Source organism: Jiulongibacter sp. NS-SX5 (genome assembly GCF_052828545.1).
In genome coordinates this window covers 3516156-3534887 of record NZ_CM128248.1, presented here as the reverse complement: position 1 = coordinate 3534887, position 18732 = coordinate 3516156, and the positions used below count along the sequence as shown (strand labels likewise).

Sequence of the window (18732 nt, the reverse complement as noted above, 5' to 3'; positions counted from 1 at the left end):
TTAGTCTTGTCTTTTATCATTCATACTTAATCTTTCAGCATTTCTGAAACCGTCTTTGTGAGCCCTTCTTCAGAGATTCCATAATGATCAAAAATCTCAATTTGCGACCCATGAACTGTGTGATCATCTGGAAGACCAACGATCTTAAACTTGTTCCTGAATCCATTTTGGAATAAATGAGAGGCCACAGCTTCTCCTAAACCACCATTCACAGAATGCTCTTCTACTGTGATGATTGGTTGCCCGTTTGCGGCATATTTTTCAATCAATTCGGTATCCAGAGGTTTGATGGTGTGAATACTCAGCACTGCAGCGTCTATACCCTGTTCCTTGAGTTTTTCTGCCGCTTGTAGTGCAGGCCAAACGCCTTCTCCTGTTGCTACAAAAGTGAGATCAGAGCCCTCTTTTATCACTCTACCCTTCCCGAATTCAAAATCATCATTGCCCATATTCTGGGGCATTGCCTTTTTCCCAAATCGGATATAAACCGGAGTTTCCAGTTCGCTAGCGGCTTTGATGGCCTCAGCCGTTTCAAAATTATCTGCAGGAGCTACAATAGTAATATTATTGATAGCACGAAGCACGGCATAATCATGTAAACTGTGATGTGTACTTCCTAAAGCACCGTAACTCACTCCGGCAGAAATACCGATTAGCTTCACCGGATTATCTGAATAGCAAACATCATTTTTAATTTGCTCTAAAGACCTGGCTGTAAGAAAACAAGCTGGAGAAACCGCAAAAGACTTTTTACCCATCGCTGCCAGTCCGGTAGCCACGCCAACAAGATTTTGCTCCGCAATACCGACCTCTACAATTTGCTCTGGATATTTCTGACCGAAAGGCACCAATTTACCAGAACCCCTGGAGTCGCTGGTTACCACCATAATATCACTATCGGTCTCGGCCAGTTTTTGAAGTGTTTCAGAGAAAACTATAAGGTTAGCATCCCCAACTTTCACTTCACTAGCTTTATTTATAATCTCTACTGTTGCCATAATTCACTTCTTTAAATACTCAACTCCTCTAAGGCCATTTCCATCTGCTCTGACGAAGGAACACCATGGTGCCATTTGATATTATTTTCCATGAAACTCACTCCTTTTCCTTTCACCGTATGGGCAATCACAAAAGAAGGTTTTCCTTGTTCAAAAGGCATACTCTCAAAAGTCTCTATCAAAGCATCAATATCATGCCCGTCCACTTCTTTGACTGCCCAACCAAAAGCTTCCAGTTTTTTTGCAACGGGCTCGAGACCCATCACCTCAGCGTTTGCTCCGGTAATTTGGAGTTTATTATAGTCGAGAATAGCACAGAGGTTATCCAGCTTATAATGAGCCGCAAACATCATGGCTTCCCAGTTGGACCCTTCGGCCATTTCGCCATCGCCCAAAACCGTAAAAACTTTTACACCGGATTTATCTTTCTTGGCCGCCAGGGCATTTCCACAGCAAATGGACAATCCGTGACCCAATCCACCGGTGTTTTGCTCCATTCCATTGACCCCTTTAGTAGGATGACCGATATAAGGCGACTGGTATTGGCATAGTGTTTTTAGATCTTCCTCAGGAAAAAAGCCCTTATCTGCTAAAACCGTGTAAAGTGCCTCCACGCTATGCCCTTTGCTTTGGATATATCTGTCGCGATTATTATCAGTAAAATTCTCTGGCGACACATTCATGATTCGGTGGTAAAGCACAATCAAAATATCCATGATTGAAAGGCTACCACCCGTATGACCTGCTTTGGCATTATAAATGATCTCCAGCGTTTTCCGCCGCAGTTCAACTGATTTGTCTTTTAATTCTTTTGTTGTCATTTTTCTTCTCAATTGTCAATTTGAGCTAAGATCTCTATCAGTTCAAGTTGGTCGAGTGTCAGTTCGAGCTAAGTCGAGAACCTCAACTCGGCAAAATGCTTCCTGCTAAAGTGACTGTCCTCAACTACGCTCGGACTGACATGCTCAATGCTTATAAACCTCCCAGCCCATATAATTACTCAATGCTTCTTCCAGGATTCCGGCTGTTTTTGAGGCGTTCATGACTACGTGATGCTCAAAACCGTTTCTGCAGATGTACTTCATCAAACCTTCCAGATCATTGATCTGTGCAACTGCACGATTACCGAAAGTACTTAGAGGATCATCTGTCAATTCGCCCTCTCCTATATAAGCCTTAATCACACCTTTCGGGTCATCTGTACTTATTCTACCATAGGTCAATGGCATAGCAGGTGTACGACCATCCAAAGCCCCATAAGTATTCTCAACTCCGACCGTTGTTCCCAAAATAGGAGCATTACTTATTTCAATATCCGGCAGGAAGGACTTCGCCCAGTTTCCACAGTGGAAGAGTACACATTTCTCAGGATCATCTGCATAGTTATTATTCCAATCCACCAAGGCAGAAGGCGAGCCCGAAGCCAGCTGCATAGCATACATACTGAGTGTTCCGGTTACATCCACTTCACAGGCAGAAGGCAGCATATTTTCAGACATAATGCTCATGCTGGTGCACACATTACAGCCATAGTTCTGCTGAAGGCTGGTCCAGCATTGGATAGCCGTGGCATCAAGAGCATATTCTTCCATTACCTCTTTAAGAACCACATCTAACTTCGCAATCTGAAGCATGGCCTCATTCGGTGTTTTCCCTTTAGAGGCATAAGCATTGATACTTTCGATATGCTGTTTCACTTTGGCATCATCACCGCTCAATTTATTGGCTCTACCCAGAATTTCTGAAAGATCAAAAGTGGTAACGGTAACACCATTTCTTTGAAGAATTTTCTCAGAATAACGAACTGTATTAAACGCTCCCGGCCTTGCACCTATCGCACCTATTCTAACAGATTTCAACCCGTTGGTCACCCGACATACAGCCACGAAATCCTTTAAATCTCTTTGAAATACCTCCGAAGAAGGCAGACTTACATGCTGCGAGGTCAACGAATATTTGATACCGTATTGGTATAAATTATTACAAACTGAAATCTTGCCACACCAGCTATCGCGGCGATTGACCACATTCATTTTGCTGAGCTCATCAGGATAAGCCTGAATAAGAACCGGCACATTAAGACCAGCCAGTTTGAGCGTATCCGCAACACCTTTTTCATCACCGAAATTTGGCAATAACACCAAAATTCCAGAAATCTCTTCACGGTGAGCCTTGAATAGATTTGCACATTTCATGGCCTCCTGATAGGTTTCCACACCACCAAGTTTCGTTTCTGTAGTATCCAGCAAGACGGGCTTGAGATTTAGCTTTTCAAATACCTCAATAATTTCTGTTCTGGCTTTTTCTACCAAACTATCCGGAAAAAAGTCCCGGTTTCCGATGATTACTCCTAATGTCATTTCTTTACCTAATTGTCAAAACTGAAGCTAGTCTACATTAGATGATCATATCTTTACGATCATCTGAAATTTCAATCTAACTCTACATTTAATTCTTTTATGCTAATATGATTTCCACCTCATTCTGTTTGAAAACAGAAAGGTGATTTTCTTCTACACCTGAATCTGTGATGATATAATCTATCAAACCCAAAGCCCCTAAACTAGCCAGAGCACTCTTACCAATTTTAGTACTATCTGCTACCAAATAGGTTACTTCAGCAGCATCTATCATTGCCTTTTTAACTACAATATCACTGATACTCGGATACGTCAACCCTGCTTTAAGAGAGATCCCGGCCGTGGCTAAAAAAAGCTTTTGCACATTCAGCCCTTTAAAAAAATCAGCGGCTTTCTGACCAGTTAATGATAAAGTAGGTGGCTTAAATTCTCCACCGGTCATGATCACTTCAATATCAAGCCCTGTACCCAACATTAAAGCAATGTTTAAGGCATTGGTAATGACTGTCAAATTCTTCAACCCCGAAGATTTGATTTTCTTGGCAATCTCAGTCGTGGTACTACCTGAGTCCAGAATGATAGTATCTCCATCTTCAATGTAATCGAGACATTTTTGAGCTATTGCTTCCTTTTTGTCAAGATTCTCCTGATGAACAAGAGAAAAGCTTTTGACCTGATCTTCAACATTCTTTAATGTTGCTCCGCCGTGCTCCTTGATGATCAAATCCTCCCCTTCCAGCTTCTCCAAATCCTGACGGATAGTCACTTCAGTTACCTTAAAAAGACGAGCTAAATCTACCACCTTGGCAGAACCATCCTCCTTTAGTAATTCAAGTATTTTATCCCTTCTCTGATTTGGCAACATATGATTGATCCTTTAAATGAAGCTCCAAGATAACGCTTAAAACCTCATTTCGCTGCCAAAATTAAAAAGAAAGAAAACGAAACAAAACAAAAATAAAAGAAAATATATGAAAGTACATTTCTTTCGTTTAGATTTGTAATCAATCATTAATTGTATTTATTCTTAGAATATTTCTCTTTGTATACGAGAACCAGTAAATAATGACAAAATCGTTAACAACCCTTTTTCTTTCTCTCAGCTTTTCATGCTTGGCACAGAAGCAAGAACTTCAAAAGCCTTTAATTGACCTATATCCTGGCATTAAACCCGCTTGTGATTGTGGATCACTAATCAAAGCTGAGCTAGATAACACCAAGATTGTTTCAGCTAAAGAAAACAAAGGAAGTTGCAATATCTTAGCCATTGTCAATCATCCACCGGCCAAAGACAGTGTAAAGGTTTGGATATCATTACCTATAGAAAACTGGAACGGAAGATTTGAAGGAATTGGAGGTGGAGGATTTCTTGGAGGACTTCCGTTTTTCGATGAGTTACTCTCTCAAGGTTTCGCCGGCGGAGCAACAAATACCGGACACGATGGCGGTAGTGGATCATTTGCACTCAACAAGGAAGGCGATCTCAACTGGCAACTGATTCAGGACAATGCTTATTTAGGCATTCATGATATGACAGTCGTTGGAAAAGCTTTAGTTGAAAAATTCTACGGCAAACCTTCCAAATACAACTATTTCGTTGGTGGTTCTACCGGAGGTAGACAGGGATTAAGCGAGGCTCAACGATACCCAAATGATTACGACGGAATTTTGTCTTTTTACCCGGCTACCAATTGGCATAAGTTTTTGGTTACCGAGTTATGGCCCCAAGTGGTCATGTATGAACTGGACAATTATATTTCTGCTGAAAAATTTGAAGCCATAAACAAAGCCATCATTTCTAAGGTAGACAAGCTGGACGGTTATGAGGATGGAGTGATCGAGAACCCTCTCCAATTAGAATTTGACCTTTCAAACCTTATTGGTCAACAAATGGGTCAAACCGAATTCACTTCCAAAGATGCGAAAGTGGTTCAAAAGATTTGGGAGGGAGCCAGAACAGAAAGCGGTGAGTTTATGTGGTATGGCCTTCCTCCAGGTACCCCCTTTGTTCCTCTGGCTGGCTCAATAGATAATCATGGAGATCCATTTTCAATCTCTGTAGAATGGGTGGCCTACTTCTTAAAATCCAACCCCAATTGGAATGGAATCCCCCTAACAATGGATGAATTCCAGCTGCTCTATAATCAGTCTGTGGAGCAATACGGAAGCGTTTTTGGTACAGACAATCCAGATCTGAATAATTTTAAAAGTAATGGAGGAAAACTCTTGCTTATTCATGGCTTGAGCGACAGACTCATTGTTCCACAGGGAAGTATAAACTACTATGAACGTGTAACAGAAACGATGGGTGGCCCTGAAAAAACACTTGATTTCGCACGCCTATTTCTAATACCAGGTATGGATCATAGCGAAAGTAATCCAGCATTAAGAACAACCAATCATTTTGATCTACTGATTAAATGGGTGGAAGAGCTTAAGGCTCCTGAAAAAATTAATGTTGAACATCGAGACGAAAGTGGAAACCTTACCAGAACTGCCATTTATAACCATTTCTAAAAATTAAACCAATGAAAATCTTAACCTCAAATTTTCCGAAGCTAGCTTTTTTGCTTCTCCTTTTACCCTTAATTACTTTTTCTCAACGCAGACCCAGCGGTATAGTATCACCTGAGGTCCTTCCAGATAATTCTGTAATTTTTCGAATTTATGCCCCAAAAGCTGAAGATGTTCGTGTAGTTGGTACATGGAACAGAAGGTTCGCTCCGGATGTCATGAGTAAGAAAGATACTTTATGGGAGGTCAAAGTAGGCCCGATACCTTCTGACATGTATGAGTATGATATTGTGGTGGATGGCCTACCAATGCTCGACCCAAACAGTAAAGCTGTAACGAGAGATGGGGCATATATTCAAAGCAGACTAATGGTTCCCGGAGGTTTGGGTGATCTAATTGATGCCAAGCAAGTGCCTCACGGAGACCTCAAAGCGGTATGGTATGATTCTCCCACAGTAGGACCTGAGCAGCGTCGCATGTTCATTTATACGCCGCCAGGATATGACCAGAACCCGAAGAAGAAATACCCGGTAATGTATTTATTGCATGGAGCCGGAGGAGATGAAGAAGTTTGGGTAAATCGCGGTAGAGCCAATTACATCATTGACAATCTGATTGCCGCAGGCAAAGCCAAACCGATGATTGTGGTCATTACTAATGGAGACGTAAATAATACGGCTACTGTTCTTGACCGTGAGGCCTTTGCTACTCCAAAAACGACTCCTGGAGGAGTGGGTGCTATGGCCGCAGGTTTATTTGAAAGAAGCCTGGTTAATGATGTAATGCCTTACGTTGAGAAAAATTACAGAACTATCAATGATGCTGACCACCGTGCTCTTACTGGTTTCTCTATGGGCGGTTATCATACACAGAATATCAGCAATGCGAATCCTTCGCTTTTTAAATACATCGGTGTTATGAGTATGGGCTTGTTCTCGACATTTCGTCCTGACGGATATGACAAGGAAAAACACGTAGCTCAGTTAAAGGCTCTCCAAAAAAATAATCCGAAAGTATACTGGATTGGCATGGGAACGGACGACTTCCTTTATAGAACCGGAGTGGAGTTAAGAAAACTTTACGACGAAATTGGTTTCAAATATACTTACCGTGAAAACATCGGAAACCATGACTGGAATAGCTGGAGAATGTATTTGACGGAGTTTGCTCCACTTTGTTTTAAATAATAATGAATGAAAGATTGAAGAGCAAGGTGTCAGTTCAAGCGGAGTCGAGAACAGTACCTTATCAGAAAAAGCATCTTCTCGGTCAGGGCTTCACTTCGGCTACGCTCAGTGCAGGCTAATCTGCTCAGCCGGACAATTCAATTATCAGTCCGAGCGTCCGAAAGACTCTGTCAGTAGCCTATGACAGTCGCAAGCACGTTTTAAACCATTTACAAAATGAATAAAATTAAACCAATCTTTTCAACTCTTATCCTCGGGTTTTTTGCGGTCATTCAAACGAATGCTCAAGAGGTTAAACCTCGCATCATCATCACCGCTGACCCTGAGCTTGATGATAATAACTCCCTCATCAGATTTATCCTATACAGCACAGATCTTGATATTGAAGGACTTATTTATGCCAGCTCTCAGTTTCACTGGACGGGTGATAGCAAGGGTACAAAATGGTACGTACCAGGGCGTGAATACGACCGTTTCAATATGGGTATCTGCCCCTGTGAAAGCTACCGATGGGCAGAAGATGAGCGGTTTATTCATGACATTGTTGAAGCATACGAAAAGAGTTATCCAAATCTAAAAACGCATCATTCCGGATACCCAACACCCGAGTATTTGAAATCAAAAATCAGGTTTGGGAATATTGAGTTTGACGGAGATTTCTCGAAGGACAGCCCGGGTTCAGAACTGATCAGAGAAACCATTCTTGATAATGAACCCGGCAAGCTTTTCATCACGTCATGGGGCGGAGCCAGCACAATAGCACGAGCTTTAAAAGTGATTCAGGATCAATACCAGTTTACCACCGAATGGGATGCTATCAGAGAGAAAATCAACCGTAAAGTGGTATTACTGCCTTCCGGCGATCAGGATGACACCTTTTATGGATATATCCGCCACAACTGGCCGGGTATAGAATATAGGGTATTCAGAGACAGTCCAAACTATGGTTATGGAGCACAATTAAGAGCGAATGAAACCAACAAACCTTTGTTGACCCCTTCATACATGACAGAGAACATTGTATCAAAAGGAGCTTTGGGAAGCCTTTACAGAGTATGGGGCGATGGTAAACAAATGGTAGAAGGTGACAAGGTTGACTACTTCGGGCTTGTCGGTTACACAGCTGATGAACTTAGAAAAATGGGCTATTTCGTTTGGATGCCACCTCAAGAGAAAGGCTCCTGGCTAGGCGAAGGGGATAATGCCACTTTCATGAATATGCTTGGGAATGGCTTGAGAGCTTATGAAGACGGCACTTTTGGTGGCTGGGGTGGTCGTACTATCCCAACAGTCGTTGAAAGCAATTCAGCATTTTCTTCATCCGCGGGATCAGCAGAGCAAATGGCTGAAAGACTTGCAGCAAGAAATAATGAGACAGAAGAAGTGGCCATCCCATTCCCTGACTTTTTCGCTGAAGCTCAGAAAAGTTTTGTGGCCCGAATGAAATGGGCGGTCACCCCAAAATATATTGACGCCAATCATGAGCCTATCATTGACTTCCAAAGCCCTGAGAACTTATTGGTTAACCCAGGACAAAAAGTTAAACTGCATGCGGCGGTTAGCGATCCCGACGGCCATGAGGTGAAACTACAATGGGTGCAAATGCCAGCTGGTACTTACACGCAGGCGGTAGAAATGAATAATGCTCAAACAGAAACGGCCGAAGTCCAAATCCCGGAAGATGCCAAACCGGGTCAAACAATGCACTTCATTTTGAAAGCGACTGATAATGGAAGTCCGGCTTTAACCCGTTATCAACGAGTAATCATGGAGATTAGAAACCGATAAATTCATCAGGCCTCCAATGAAAACCATCAAAAGACCTTCTATTTTAACCTTTTTCTGTTGCATATACCTGTCAGTGATATCACTGGCAGGTAGTAACATATGCTTCGGTCAAGGTGCAGTTTCCAAACCTAAAACTAAAGTTTTGGCAGAAGGTCTCGGCTTTCCGGAAGGCCCCATAGCTCTGGCTGATGGTAGCGTTTTGGTGGTGGAAATGCAGTTTGGAAACCTGACCAAAATTGGAAAAGATGGTACTAAAACAATCATTGCAAAATTAGGAGGCGGACCAAATGGAGCGGCCATGGGACCAGACGGAGCCGTCTATGTTTGTAATAATGGAGGACTGCAATGGTCGGTTAGAAATGGAGTAACTTTTCCTGGAGAAGCTGTACAAAACTATAAAAGCGGTTATATCCAAAGGGTTGATCTTCAAACAGGTAAAACAACAACCATATATACCGAATGCGAAGGCCGAAAACTGAGTGCTCCCAATGATATTGTTTTTGACGCCCACGGCGGAATGTGGATTTCTGATCAGGGAAAGTACTTCAGCACTCATAAAGAGCACGGTTCTATTTATTATGCAAAAACTGACGGAAGTTTTATTAGCAGACAAGCTGAAAAACTAGAGACCCCAAATGGAATCAGACTTTCGGCGGATGGTAAAACGCTCTACTATGCCGAAACCAATACGGGGCGTATTTACTCTTATCAAATCAATGCTCCGGGAGAAATTGACAATTCAACCAAGAAGTTGGTGATTGGCCTTTCGGATCAACAAATGTTTGACTCTTTTGCTCTGGATGAGGAGGGCAATCTGTGTGTCGCCACGCTATTGAACGGAGGAATAAGCATTGTTTCAAAAGACGGGAAACTGCTTCGGCATATTCCCACTCAAGATATCTTAACCACCAGTATTTGTTTTGGCGGAGAACAACAGAAAACCGCTTATATCACGCTAGGTGGTGCCGGAAAGTTGATTTCCATTCCATGGAGCAATGCCGGACTAAAACTAAACTTCTTAACCTATTAAACAGATCGGAATAATGTTAATAATCAAAAAGACTTTACTCTTTGTATCATGTCTGCTCATCTTGGGGATTGGCCAGGTTGATGCTCAGCAAAACCTCTTTGGAGGACAAAACCTTGAATCTGCTGTTGTCAATTCTGACAACTCAGTGACTTTTCGTTTTGAAGCACCCGATGCTGCTAAAGTTGAGGTAGCCGGTGATTTTGCAGAAAAGGCAGCTGATAATCCTATCGGAGGTGTGGTTGGTACAGGACTTATTCCTATGGTCAAAGGTGTAAATGGGGTATGGACCTTGACAACCAAGCCCTTACCCTCTGAAATGTATATGTATCTTTTTGTAGTGGACGGAGTAGCGACAGCTGATCCGAATAATCCATACGTGTTCCGTGATTTTGCCACAATAAGTAATGTTTTCATCGTTGGAAATGGCATCGCAGACAACTACAAAGTCAATGATGTACCTCACGGCACCGTCTCCCATCCGTGGTATCCCTCAGAAAAAGCCGGCAAGGATCGTCGAATCAGCATTTACACTCCACCAGGTTATGAGAAAAACACAGATCAGAGCTACCCTGTCCTGTATCTTTTGCACGGTTACGGAGGAGATGAAGGTGAGTGGGGCTCCTTTGGACGGGCTACTCAAATATTAGACAACCTGATTGCACAAGGCAAAGCCAAACCAATGATTATGGTCATGCCAAACGGCCACATGGCTATGGAAGCCGCCCCAGGTGAAAATACCATGGGCTTTTACAAGCCTAGTCGCGAAAAAGACAGGGCCGACGAACGTGGAGCTTTTGAAAGTGCTTTTGGGGAGATCATGAGTTTTGTTGAAAACAACTATAGAACCATTAATGACAAGCAGCACCGTGCCATCGCCGGGCTCTCCAAGGGAGGTTTTCATACCATTCATATTTCCAGAATTTACGAGAATACCTTTGACTATATCGGCGTTTTCTCCTCCGCAAACAGATTGATGAATGCTGAAGAAAGTGGCATTTATGCCAATTTCGACGAGGGCATGAAAAAGCAAAACGAAAACGGTTTTGAGCTATACTGGATCGGCATCGGGAAAGATGATTTCCTTTACAAGGCCAATCAGGAATTCAGGGATAAACTTGATGAACTCGGAGTGAAGTATACCTATCTGGAAACCGAGGGCGGGCACATCTGGAAAGTCTGGAGAATTTATCTTAATGAGTTTGCTCAGAAATTATTCTAAAGTGTGTTTTCACAATACAAAGTCCACCCTAAACATTTCTGTTTTGATGAATAAACCATTTCAAAAATGAAAAAAACGAATTTCTTGATTTCAACTTTTTTTGCTCTGTTGATTCTGGTTTCGGGTATGCAAAATCTGTATGCCTATGCCCCGCAGACCGAAAAAGTTGATAAAAGCAAGCAGGCCCGTATTCTGATCACCACGGATCTGGAAGCGGACGACATGAATGGGGTCATTTTGAGCCTGATGTACGCAGATCAATATGATATCGCTGGGATTGTCTGGACGGCAGGCATGTATCATTTTCAAGGCGACGGCGGATTACATACCTTGGGTGACATTACACCAAACTTCAGATGCAATGCTCAGCACTGCGAACATCGTGTAGAAAAGCCAGCTGATTTAACTGAATACAGGCCGGTAGACCCAACCTGGCTTGATCGCATCATGGATTGTTATCAGGCCGATTATCAGTTAATGAGCAAAAATAGTCCGAACTACCCCACTCCAGCCTATATAAGAAGTGTTACTAAAGTTGGAAATATAGAGTTCGAGGGTGATTATCGTTTTGAGACCGAGGGGTCAAAACATATCGAAGCGTGTATTATGGACAATGACACGCGTCCTTTATACATTCAACACTGGGGTGGCATTAATACTACCGTAAGGGCGTTATATTCCATTTATGAAAAATATCATGGCACACCTGAATGGGAAAAGGTTCTGGCGAAAGTCACCTCTAAAGTGAGAATCGGTGGTAATGGAGAAGACAATTGCAGAGCAGATAGTAAAATTGACGCAATGTTTCCTGGTCTGCAGAACGGTGGTTACTCAAGAGGATTCTTCAGTTATGGCTCCTTCTTTGCAGCCAGTTATAACTCTGAAAGAAGGGTTGATGATGAACTACAACCTTACCTTCATGCCGACTTTATCCTGGATGCCTATAAAAAGGGACACGGAAAGTTGCCTGAACAAATCTGGCTAATGGGCGAAGGAAGAGCCATTTACGGCGAACCGATCATTTATAATTATGGTCTCATCACCTATATGGACTGGTCAAAATCAGCAGAGCAGGGATGGGGGCCGGAAAGTATGATAGGGATGCCCCGGGCAGATTTCCAACCAAATGATTGGAGCATTTGTCAATTTGGCTGTGCCTCATTCATAGACATTGGGCTTCGCAAAGATGTCACCAATAGAGGCAACTACTTTTTAGGACCTACACCTGAGGCCTTCAAAAAAGGTAACCACTACACCATAGTAATGTGGGAAGAACTGGCTGCAAGAGCAGATTGGGCGATTTTAGAACCAAAAGACTGTAATCATGCACCCGAGGTGACTACCCAACAATTGGATTTTAATGCTAAAGCGGGTAAAAAGGTATCCCTCTCAGGTGAAGCCAAAGACCCGGATGGCGACAAACTAAGTGCAAAGTGGTGGGTACCGGCCTTCTCCTCAACATATAAGGAAGGAAAAGCCGAGGGACTTTCTGTTTCTGTAGAATCTGGTTATAGAACCGAATTTACAGTTCCTGAAGACGCCAAATCTGGTGATATATTCGTAGTCAATCTCGAAGTAAAAGATGATGCCAAACGCCCAATGACGCGTTTTGCTCAATATGTAATCACTGTGATATGATTAGAATATTTTGATATTTAACCAATAGAAAAAAGAATAATGCAAAAAGATAAATTTAAACCTATGACAAAATTATTAAGCCTTTTAGGCCTGGGATTATTCCTTGTGGCATGCTCGCCCACAAGTGAAACAGCCAGCACGGAAGAAAATAACGTTGCTAAACCCAGAACCATTGTCACTACAGACGGTGAACTGGACGACGTTGATTCGTTTATCCGAATGCTTCTATATGCCAATGAATATCAAATAGAAGGACTAATCATTAGTAGCTCTCAATGGCATTATAAAGGCGATGGCAAAGGCACCAAATTCACCTCAGAAATGGAAATGACCAAGAACATCTATGGAGAACGTACCGAACTTCGCTGGCCGGGCGAACAGTGGATTTACGACCTGGTAGACGCCTATGGCGAAGTATATCCTAACCTGATTAAGCACTCAAAAGACTTCCCTACTCATCAATATCTGTATGACCGTATCAGAATAGGAAACATCGATTTTGAAGGAGAAATGGAAAAGGATACTCCGGGCTCTGATTTTATCAAAGAAAAATTACTCGATGATGATGACAGCCCATTATACCTTCAGGTTTGGGGTGGTACCAATACCATTGCCAGGGCTTTGAAAAGTATCCAGGATGAATATGAAAATAGACCCGAGTGGGAAGAAGTTTATGACAAAGTTTGTCAAAAGGCCATTATCTATGCCATTCTGGATCAAGACGCTACTTACAAAAAATACATAGAGCCTAACTGGCCGGATGTAAAAGTGTATTATAACTCCAATCAATTCTGGAGTTTCGCCTATTTCTGGAAAAGAGCTGTACCTAAAGAGCTTCATCCTTACATGGAGGGAGAATTCATGGATCAGATTATCAACAATCATGGGCCATTACTAGCAAAATATTACAGTTACGGTGATGGAAACCCACCTCAAGGTGAGATAGAGGACATTTACAGCTCAATGGAAAAGGCCAAAGACAATCAATGGGGAAGCTTCGGCCAGTATGATTTTATCTCTGAAGGTGATTCCCCTGCATTTCTTCATCTGGTAGATGTGGGACTTCAGAATCTGGAGAATCCTTCTATTGGTGGCTGGGGTGGTAGACTGGTTCAATCGGCCAGCAGACCTAGTCGCTGGGAAGATGGTGAAGCCGCAACTGACTTTAACCCATATACTGATACGCTAGACGCAGCCTATGCTCAAACACGCTGGATTCCGGCCATTCAAAATGATTTTGCCGCCCGGGCAGACTGGTGTATTTCAGATTTTGAAAACGCAAATCACGCACCTCTTGTAAAGGCTTTAACTCCTAGTAGAATTACTGCAAAAAGGGTAGACAGTATTAGACTTGAGATTGAGACTACTGACCCTGACGGAGACGAATTAGAAACTAAGTTCTGGATTTATAACGAAGTTGGAAATTATAATGGCGAAGCCAACTTAACTTACAATGGAAATATCGCGTCCTTACAAATTCATGAAGTCGAAAATGGTGTTTTACATGGTAGTGGAACCATTCATGTCATTGCCGAGGTAACAGATAATGGAGAACATCCTTTGACTCGATATCAAAGATTCATAATTGATGTCAACTAATTAAAGCACTCCGGCGGCTTTTAGGGTCTTTTTGATCTCATCATAAGACCCTTTATACTCCCAATAGACAAATCTATCAAAAGCGTAGGTCGTCAAAATATACTTTGCACTCAATGATTGAATTCGATCGATACGTATCAATTTGATCATTGAGTTTTCAGGTTTTACCTCTTCCAGTATTTCCTGATTATCGTCATCAAAACCATGAAGTATGAGATGATTTTGAACTTCAATTTCAATAAACTCCTGTTTGATCATTTCTAATTCCTTAAATTCATTCTCTTGTTACAAACAAACCAATTTCAACCCAATATTAATACCAATGAAAAAACTAATTTTTTCCATTAGCTTGTTTCTCGGACTAAGCTTTGGAATCATGGCTCAAAACAGTTTACAGTCCGGAGAATACCATTTGTTTATACAAGGCTTTGACTGGGGTCCGCATGCCCATAAGGTGGTAATTAAACCTAAAAGCGATGCTGATTTTAAAAGCACTGACTTCAAAGTTATTGCTCACCGCTCCTCAGACCTGGGTCCTATAGCGGCCGAAGTTTCAAAAGGAGAGCGAAATGTACTCAGAGCATATGAGTCTGACTATAATGCCAATCCTAATTCAAAAGGCCAATTCATCACCTTGATCTTAGGTGTGGCTCCATATGATTATATGGGATCTGCCATTCAGTATTTCCCTCAGTCCGGTAATAAGTGGATCACTTACACACTGGAAATCACAAATGAGCAATCAGGCGAAAAATGGGGTACTGAAAAAGACAGAACTATACCTGTATTAGATGACTTTGACCTAAGCGGCAAGTTTACTTTTGAGAAGACTACGCTGTCTTACGCATCTTTTAAACCTAAAACTGAAAATGAAAAATCACCACTTCTTATTTGGCTCCATGGTGGTGGAGAAGGCGGGACTGATCCTTCTATTGCAGCTATTGGCAATAAAGCCATCAATTACGCCGATGAAGAGATTCAAAGTATTATGGAAGGTGCTTATGTTCTGGTTCCTCAAGCCCCTACCTTTTGGATGAACAGCGTAGAAGGAGGATATACCACCGGCCAAACGAATGATATCTATAACGATGCCTTGATGGAATTGATAGAAGATTACGTCGATAGTAATCCTGGTATTGATAAAAACAGAGTTTATGTTGGTGGCTGCTCAAATGGGGGCTACATGAGTTTAAAATTAATCCTCAAAAGACCTGATTATTTTGCTGCAGGCTACATCAGTGCCTTAGCGTATTACTCCGAGTTTCTAACTGACGAGCAAATTGCCAGCATCAAAAATGTGCCTATATGGTTTGTTCAGTCAAAGGATGATAGAGTAACCGACCCATCAAAAACAGTAGTTCCTGTTTACGAAAGACTGAAAAAGGCCGGAGCCCCAAATGTACATTTCAGCTTTTATGATCATGTAGTAGATATTACAAATCAATACGGCGGAGAGGATTACCATTATGATGGCCATTGGTCATGGATCTATCTCCATGCCAATGAATGTCGTTTGGATTATTATGGCAAACCAGTTAAAGTAAATGGCCTGCCTGTGAACATTATGCAATGGCTTAGCTTACAAACAAAATAAAAAAACGGAAGCAAGATGAGGCTTTTGATCACTCAAAAGCTCATCAGGCCTCCGTACTAAACTACTTAAACTAAACCTAAGATTTTATTCGTCTGATTTGAAGTAGAGCGGATCATACTCAAAACCATATTTATCTAAAACATCCTGAGGCACACCATCCCAAAAGTTTGGTGTGTTTCCTTTATACTCCAGATCATCAAAACCCATTTTGGTGGTATAAAAGCCAGTAAGAGTCAGGTCTCTCACAGTAGAGAAGAATGCCACACCTTGACTTACTTCAGGGGTAGCCTCTTCAGGATACGCCAGCTTTTCAGCTATGGCCAGCTGCTGTTTGTCCGAAAGAGCCTTAAACTTCTTCTCGTGTAGTTTGTCGCTGTAATTATCCAACCATTTAATACCGCCCCTTAAAGGAAGCTGATAACGTGGCATATCCTTAGCGATAAACTCAATGAAATCAGGCACTCCTGCATCAGTAGCATTTCCTGATTTTTCATCTTTTGGCACAATAATATTGCAAAGCACTGCCAGAGTTTCCAGCTCGTGTTTATCAAAAAACGTTTGCTCATGAAGAGCTTTATCACGTTTTATTTCTTCATCTGTTCTGCCTGGAGCAGGTTGGTAATCATCCTTGCTCTTTTTTGGGGCAGGGGCCATGGCATTGGCAGGAACTACTGCCATACCTAATGAACCCAGAGATAATGCTTTTAGGGATTCTCTTCTTTTCATAGTTTATAGCTGGTTAGTTTTTACCTGATCAATTATATAATCTGACGTTCTCCATGAAGACGCCAGAATGGTCCATGTCACGTTCTTATCTCCCTGAGATACAAAAGGAGCTGCATCTACTACAAATAGGTTCTTCACATCATGGGCTTGTTGCCATTTGTTAAGAGCAGACTTACTAGGGTCATTACCCATACGTACCGTACCGATCTCATGGATAATCTGACCTGGCTTAGCCAAACCATAATTGGTATCTGCCCCAGGCTTATCTCCGATAGCAATTCCTCCCATTTCATGGATGATCTGCTCAAAGGTATCCTGCATGTGCTTGGCCTGCTTTATCTCGTTCTCACTCCACTTGTAATGGAATCTTAAAGTAGGAATACCAAACTTATCTACCTTATTCGGGTCAATTTCACAGTAGTTTGATTCCAACGGAATTGGTTCTCCACGTCCATCCATATGAACGAAAGCCCCATACATTCTTCTTACGTCATCTTTCAGGCCAGCACCAAAGCCACCTAAACGTTTATTACCCGGGAAGTACTTCTGAACACCTTGCATGCCCATACCAAAACCGAAGCCCGGCATACCCATACCTCCACTGTATTCAATATGGTAACCACGAGGGAAATCAAGCTTACTGTTATCACCCCACCAAGGCGTATAAACGTGCATCCCTCCAACACCATCTTCATTATATCTTTTTCTGTCCATCAGGGCAGGCACAAAAGCACCACGACCTGCTCCGGTAGAATCATTCAGGTATTTACCAATAACGCCACTTTCATTCGCCAGTCCATTCTGGTGTCTTGACGATTTTGAGTTCAATAAGATTCTTGCAGACTCGCAGGCACTGGCGGCCAGAATCACAATCTTAGCATTGATTTCATAGTCTTTCATGTCAAGCTTATTGACATAAGAAACTCCGGTGGCTTTCCCTGAAACAGGATCAGTATGCACCTCTTTCACCATGGCATTGGTGATTAGGTTTACATTGCCGGTTTTAACAGCCGGTATACACAGCACAGAGGAAGAAGAAAAATCGGCGTAAGCCTGACAACCTCTGTTACACTGACCACAATAAAAACAAGCACCTCTTGAATCATTGATTGGCTTGGTAAGCATCGCCATTCTGGACGGAATTACCGGTACACCTATTCCCGTAGCCGCTTTTTTGATCATTAACTCATGCAGCCTTGGTTTTGGAGGCGGCAAATAGTTACCATCCGGCTCATTACGTATACCTTCTTTCGTACCAAAAAGACCAATGAGCTTGTCTACTTTATCGTAATACGGAGCAATATCTTCATAACCTATAGGCCAGTCATCACCAATTCCCGTTAGTGATCCTCTTTTGAAATCATCTGGTCCGAACCTTAGTGAGATACGCCCCCAGTGATTTGTACGCCCTCCAAGCATTCTGGATCTAAACCACCAGAAATCAGTACCATCTTTTGCTTCATAGGGTTCTTCGGGCAGATTCCAGCCACCCCAGGCAGCGTCATAATCACCAAAAGAACGCAATGGTGTGCTGGCTCCTCTTCTTGGAGACTCCCATGGATTCTTTAATTGAGTAATGTATTTTGGGTCTGCTGGGTCGTAATAACCTCCGGCTTCCAGTAAACAGACCTTGGCTCCCGCCTTGGCCAATTGGTAGGCGGCCATGCCACCACCTGCTCCGGATCCTACAATAACTACATCGTATTTATCCGTCTTGTTTTGGATATTGAAAGAGTTAAACATGTTGAAATGGTCTAATAGATATGCTTTTAAAAAAGGGTTGTAAAACGTAATAGCTTTTTCAGTGTCCCGAAATAATGATGAAGCAGTAAATGGAGTCTTAATATTTTATTAATGAATCTGCCAATAGTCTTAACAGATCCTTTAGAATACTTTCCTTCAATTTCCCAAAAACGGACTCAATTCTATTGAGAAGCCCTATTTCATTCAAAAAAATTTATTAATTTCAATCATAGATACCCGACCGAAAAAGTTCTTGTTTTTTTGAGGCATTATTGAATAGAAATCATTTTTTGAAGAATTATATCTTGAAATGTGGATCAAAAACCAACTCAAATT

The 18732-nt window shown here is 42.0% G+C and carries 15 protein-coding genes; 8 read left to right on the top strand and 7 right to left on the bottom strand.

All coding sequences use genetic code 11. The features are described 5' to 3' along the window. Nucleotides 1-26 precede the first annotated feature (26 nt). The 4 genes from ACUXV0_RS15360 to ACUXV0_RS15345 form a co-directional block, all read right to left on the bottom strand. Complete coding sequence (locus tag ACUXV0_RS15360; RefSeq protein WP_446190454.1) at nucleotides 27-998, bottom strand: transketolase family protein; 972 nt, start codon at nucleotides 996-998, stop codon at nucleotides 27-29. Between the two features lie 11 nt (nucleotides 999-1009). Then, nucleotides 1010-1819, bottom strand: a complete 810-nt coding sequence (locus ACUXV0_RS15355) for a transketolase (RefSeq protein ID WP_446190453.1) — start codon at nucleotides 1817-1819, stop codon at nucleotides 1010-1012. A 144-nt stretch (nucleotides 1820-1963) separates the two neighbouring features. Continuing rightward, nucleotides 1964-3358: an L-fucose/L-arabinose isomerase family protein gene (locus ACUXV0_RS15350; RefSeq protein WP_446190452.1), complete on the bottom strand. Its 1395-nt coding sequence runs from the start codon at nucleotides 3356-3358 to the stop codon at nucleotides 1964-1966. Between the two features lie 97 nt (nucleotides 3359-3455). Next, nucleotides 3456-4223: a DeoR/GlpR family DNA-binding transcription regulator gene (locus ACUXV0_RS15345; protein ID WP_446190451.1), complete on the bottom strand. Its 768-nt coding sequence runs from the start codon at nucleotides 4221-4223 to the stop codon at nucleotides 3456-3458. A 200-nt stretch (nucleotides 4224-4423) separates the two neighbouring features. Between ACUXV0_RS15345 and ACUXV0_RS15340 the strand changes: the two genes are divergently transcribed. The 7 genes from ACUXV0_RS15340 to ACUXV0_RS15310 all read left to right on the top strand — a co-directional run bounded on the left by ACUXV0_RS15340 (nucleotide 4424) and on the right by ACUXV0_RS15310 (nucleotide 14333). Continuing rightward, a complete protein-coding gene (locus ACUXV0_RS15340) occupies nucleotides 4424-5875 on the top strand; it encodes a tannase/feruloyl esterase family alpha/beta hydrolase (RefSeq protein ID WP_446190450.1) in 1452 nt (483 codons plus the stop codon). 11 nt (nucleotides 5876-5886) lie between these two features. Then, complete coding sequence (locus tag ACUXV0_RS15335; protein ID WP_446190449.1) at nucleotides 5887-7059, top strand: alpha/beta hydrolase-fold protein; 1173 nt, start codon at nucleotides 5887-5889, stop codon at nucleotides 7057-7059. 216 nt (nucleotides 7060-7275) lie between these two features. Next, nucleotides 7276-8847 (top strand): nucleoside hydrolase-like domain-containing protein, encoded by a 1572-nt coding sequence (locus ACUXV0_RS15330; protein WP_446190448.1) that lies wholly within the window; start codon nucleotides 7276-7278, stop codon nucleotides 8845-8847. 16 nt (nucleotides 8848-8863) lie between these two features. Continuing rightward, a complete protein-coding gene (locus tag ACUXV0_RS15325; protein ID WP_446190447.1) occupies nucleotides 8864-9877 on the top strand; it encodes an SMP-30/gluconolactonase/LRE family protein in 1014 nt (337 codons plus the stop codon). A gap of 13 nt (nucleotides 9878-9890) precedes the next feature. Beyond that, nucleotides 9891-11096, top strand: a complete 1206-nt coding sequence (locus ACUXV0_RS15320; protein ID WP_446190446.1) for an esterase — start codon at nucleotides 9891-9893, stop codon at nucleotides 11094-11096. Between the two features lie 66 nt (nucleotides 11097-11162). Continuing rightward, entirely contained in the window at nucleotides 11163-12734 is a 1572-nt protein-coding gene (locus ACUXV0_RS15315) for a nucleoside hydrolase-like domain-containing protein (RefSeq protein ID WP_446190445.1), read from the top strand. Between the two features lie 63 nt (nucleotides 12735-12797). After that, nucleotides 12798-14333, top strand: coding sequence for a DUF1593 domain-containing protein (locus ACUXV0_RS15310; RefSeq protein ID WP_446190444.1), 1536 nt, complete (start codon nucleotides 12798-12800; stop codon nucleotides 14331-14333). On the opposite strand, the gene ACUXV0_RS15305 is transcribed toward ACUXV0_RS15310, so the two are convergent. Continuing rightward, nucleotides 14334-14591, bottom strand: a complete 258-nt coding sequence (locus ACUXV0_RS15305; RefSeq protein ID WP_446190443.1) for a hypothetical protein — start codon at nucleotides 14589-14591, stop codon at nucleotides 14334-14336. Nucleotides 14592-14655: 64 nt separating this feature from the next. Between ACUXV0_RS15305 and ACUXV0_RS15300 the strand changes: the two genes are divergently transcribed. Beyond that, nucleotides 14656-15927: a prolyl oligopeptidase family serine peptidase gene (locus ACUXV0_RS15300; RefSeq protein WP_446190442.1), complete on the top strand. Its 1272-nt coding sequence runs from the start codon at nucleotides 14656-14658 to the stop codon at nucleotides 15925-15927. 84 nt (nucleotides 15928-16011) lie between these two features. Here the strand turns inward: ACUXV0_RS15300 and ACUXV0_RS15295 are convergent, their stop codons facing one another. After that, a complete protein-coding gene (locus ACUXV0_RS15295; RefSeq protein ID WP_446190441.1) occupies nucleotides 16012-16653 on the bottom strand; it encodes a gluconate 2-dehydrogenase subunit 3 family protein in 642 nt (213 codons plus the stop codon). Nucleotides 16654-16656: 3 nt separating this feature from the next. Continuing rightward, the gene (locus ACUXV0_RS15290; RefSeq protein WP_446190440.1) at nucleotides 16657-18396 is read right to left on the bottom strand and encodes a GMC oxidoreductase; all 1740 of its coding nucleotides are present in this window, start codon (nucleotides 18394-18396) and stop codon (nucleotides 16657-16659) included. Between the last annotated feature and the right edge of the window lie 336 nt (nucleotides 18397-18732).

Bases quoted from the DNA above. Each gene is read 5' to 3' on its own strand.
- ACUXV0_RS15350 (WP_446190452.1), bottom strand. From the start codon at position 3,358: ATGACATTAGGAGTAATCATCGGAAACCGGGACTTTTTTCCGGATAGT.
- ACUXV0_RS15325 (WP_446190447.1), top strand. From the start codon at position 8,864: ATGAAAACCATCAAAAGACCTTCTATTTTAACCTTTTTCTGTTGCATA.
- ACUXV0_RS15355 (WP_446190453.1), bottom strand. From the start codon at position 1,819: ATGACAACAAAAGAATTAAAAGACAAATCAGTTGAACTGCGGCGGAAA.
- ACUXV0_RS15305 (WP_446190443.1), bottom strand. From the start codon at position 14,591: ATGATCAAACAGGAGTTTATTGAAATTGAAGTTCAAAATCATCTCATA.
- ACUXV0_RS15290 (WP_446190440.1), bottom strand. From the start codon at position 18,396: ATGTTTAACTCTTTCAATATCCAAAACAAGACGGATAAATACGATGTA.
- ACUXV0_RS15295 (WP_446190441.1), bottom strand. From the start codon at position 16,653: ATGAAAAGAAGAGAATCCCTAAAAGCATTATCTCTGGGTTCATTAGGT.
- ACUXV0_RS15345 (WP_446190451.1), bottom strand. From the start codon at position 4,223: ATGTTGCCAAATCAGAGAAGGGATAAAATACTTGAATTACTAAAGGAG.
- ACUXV0_RS15330 (WP_446190448.1), top strand. From the start codon at position 7,276: ATGAATAAAATTAAACCAATCTTTTCAACTCTTATCCTCGGGTTTTTT.
- ACUXV0_RS15300 (WP_446190442.1), top strand. From the start codon at position 14,656: ATGAAAAAACTAATTTTTTCCATTAGCTTGTTTCTCGGACTAAGCTTT.
- ACUXV0_RS15335 (WP_446190449.1), top strand. From the start codon at position 5,887: ATGAAAATCTTAACCTCAAATTTTCCGAAGCTAGCTTTTTTGCTTCTC.
- ACUXV0_RS15340 (WP_446190450.1), top strand. From the start codon at position 4,424: ATGACAAAATCGTTAACAACCCTTTTTCTTTCTCTCAGCTTTTCATGC.
- ACUXV0_RS15310 (WP_446190444.1), top strand. From the start codon at position 12,798: ATGACAAAATTATTAAGCCTTTTAGGCCTGGGATTATTCCTTGTGGCA.
- ACUXV0_RS15320 (WP_446190446.1), top strand. From the start codon at position 9,891: ATGTTAATAATCAAAAAGACTTTACTCTTTGTATCATGTCTGCTCATC.
- ACUXV0_RS15360 (WP_446190454.1), bottom strand. From the start codon at position 998: ATGGCAACAGTAGAGATTATAAATAAAGCTAGTGAAGTGAAAGTTGGG.
- ACUXV0_RS15315 (WP_446190445.1), top strand. From the start codon at position 11,163: ATGAAAAAAACGAATTTCTTGATTTCAACTTTTTTTGCTCTGTTGATT.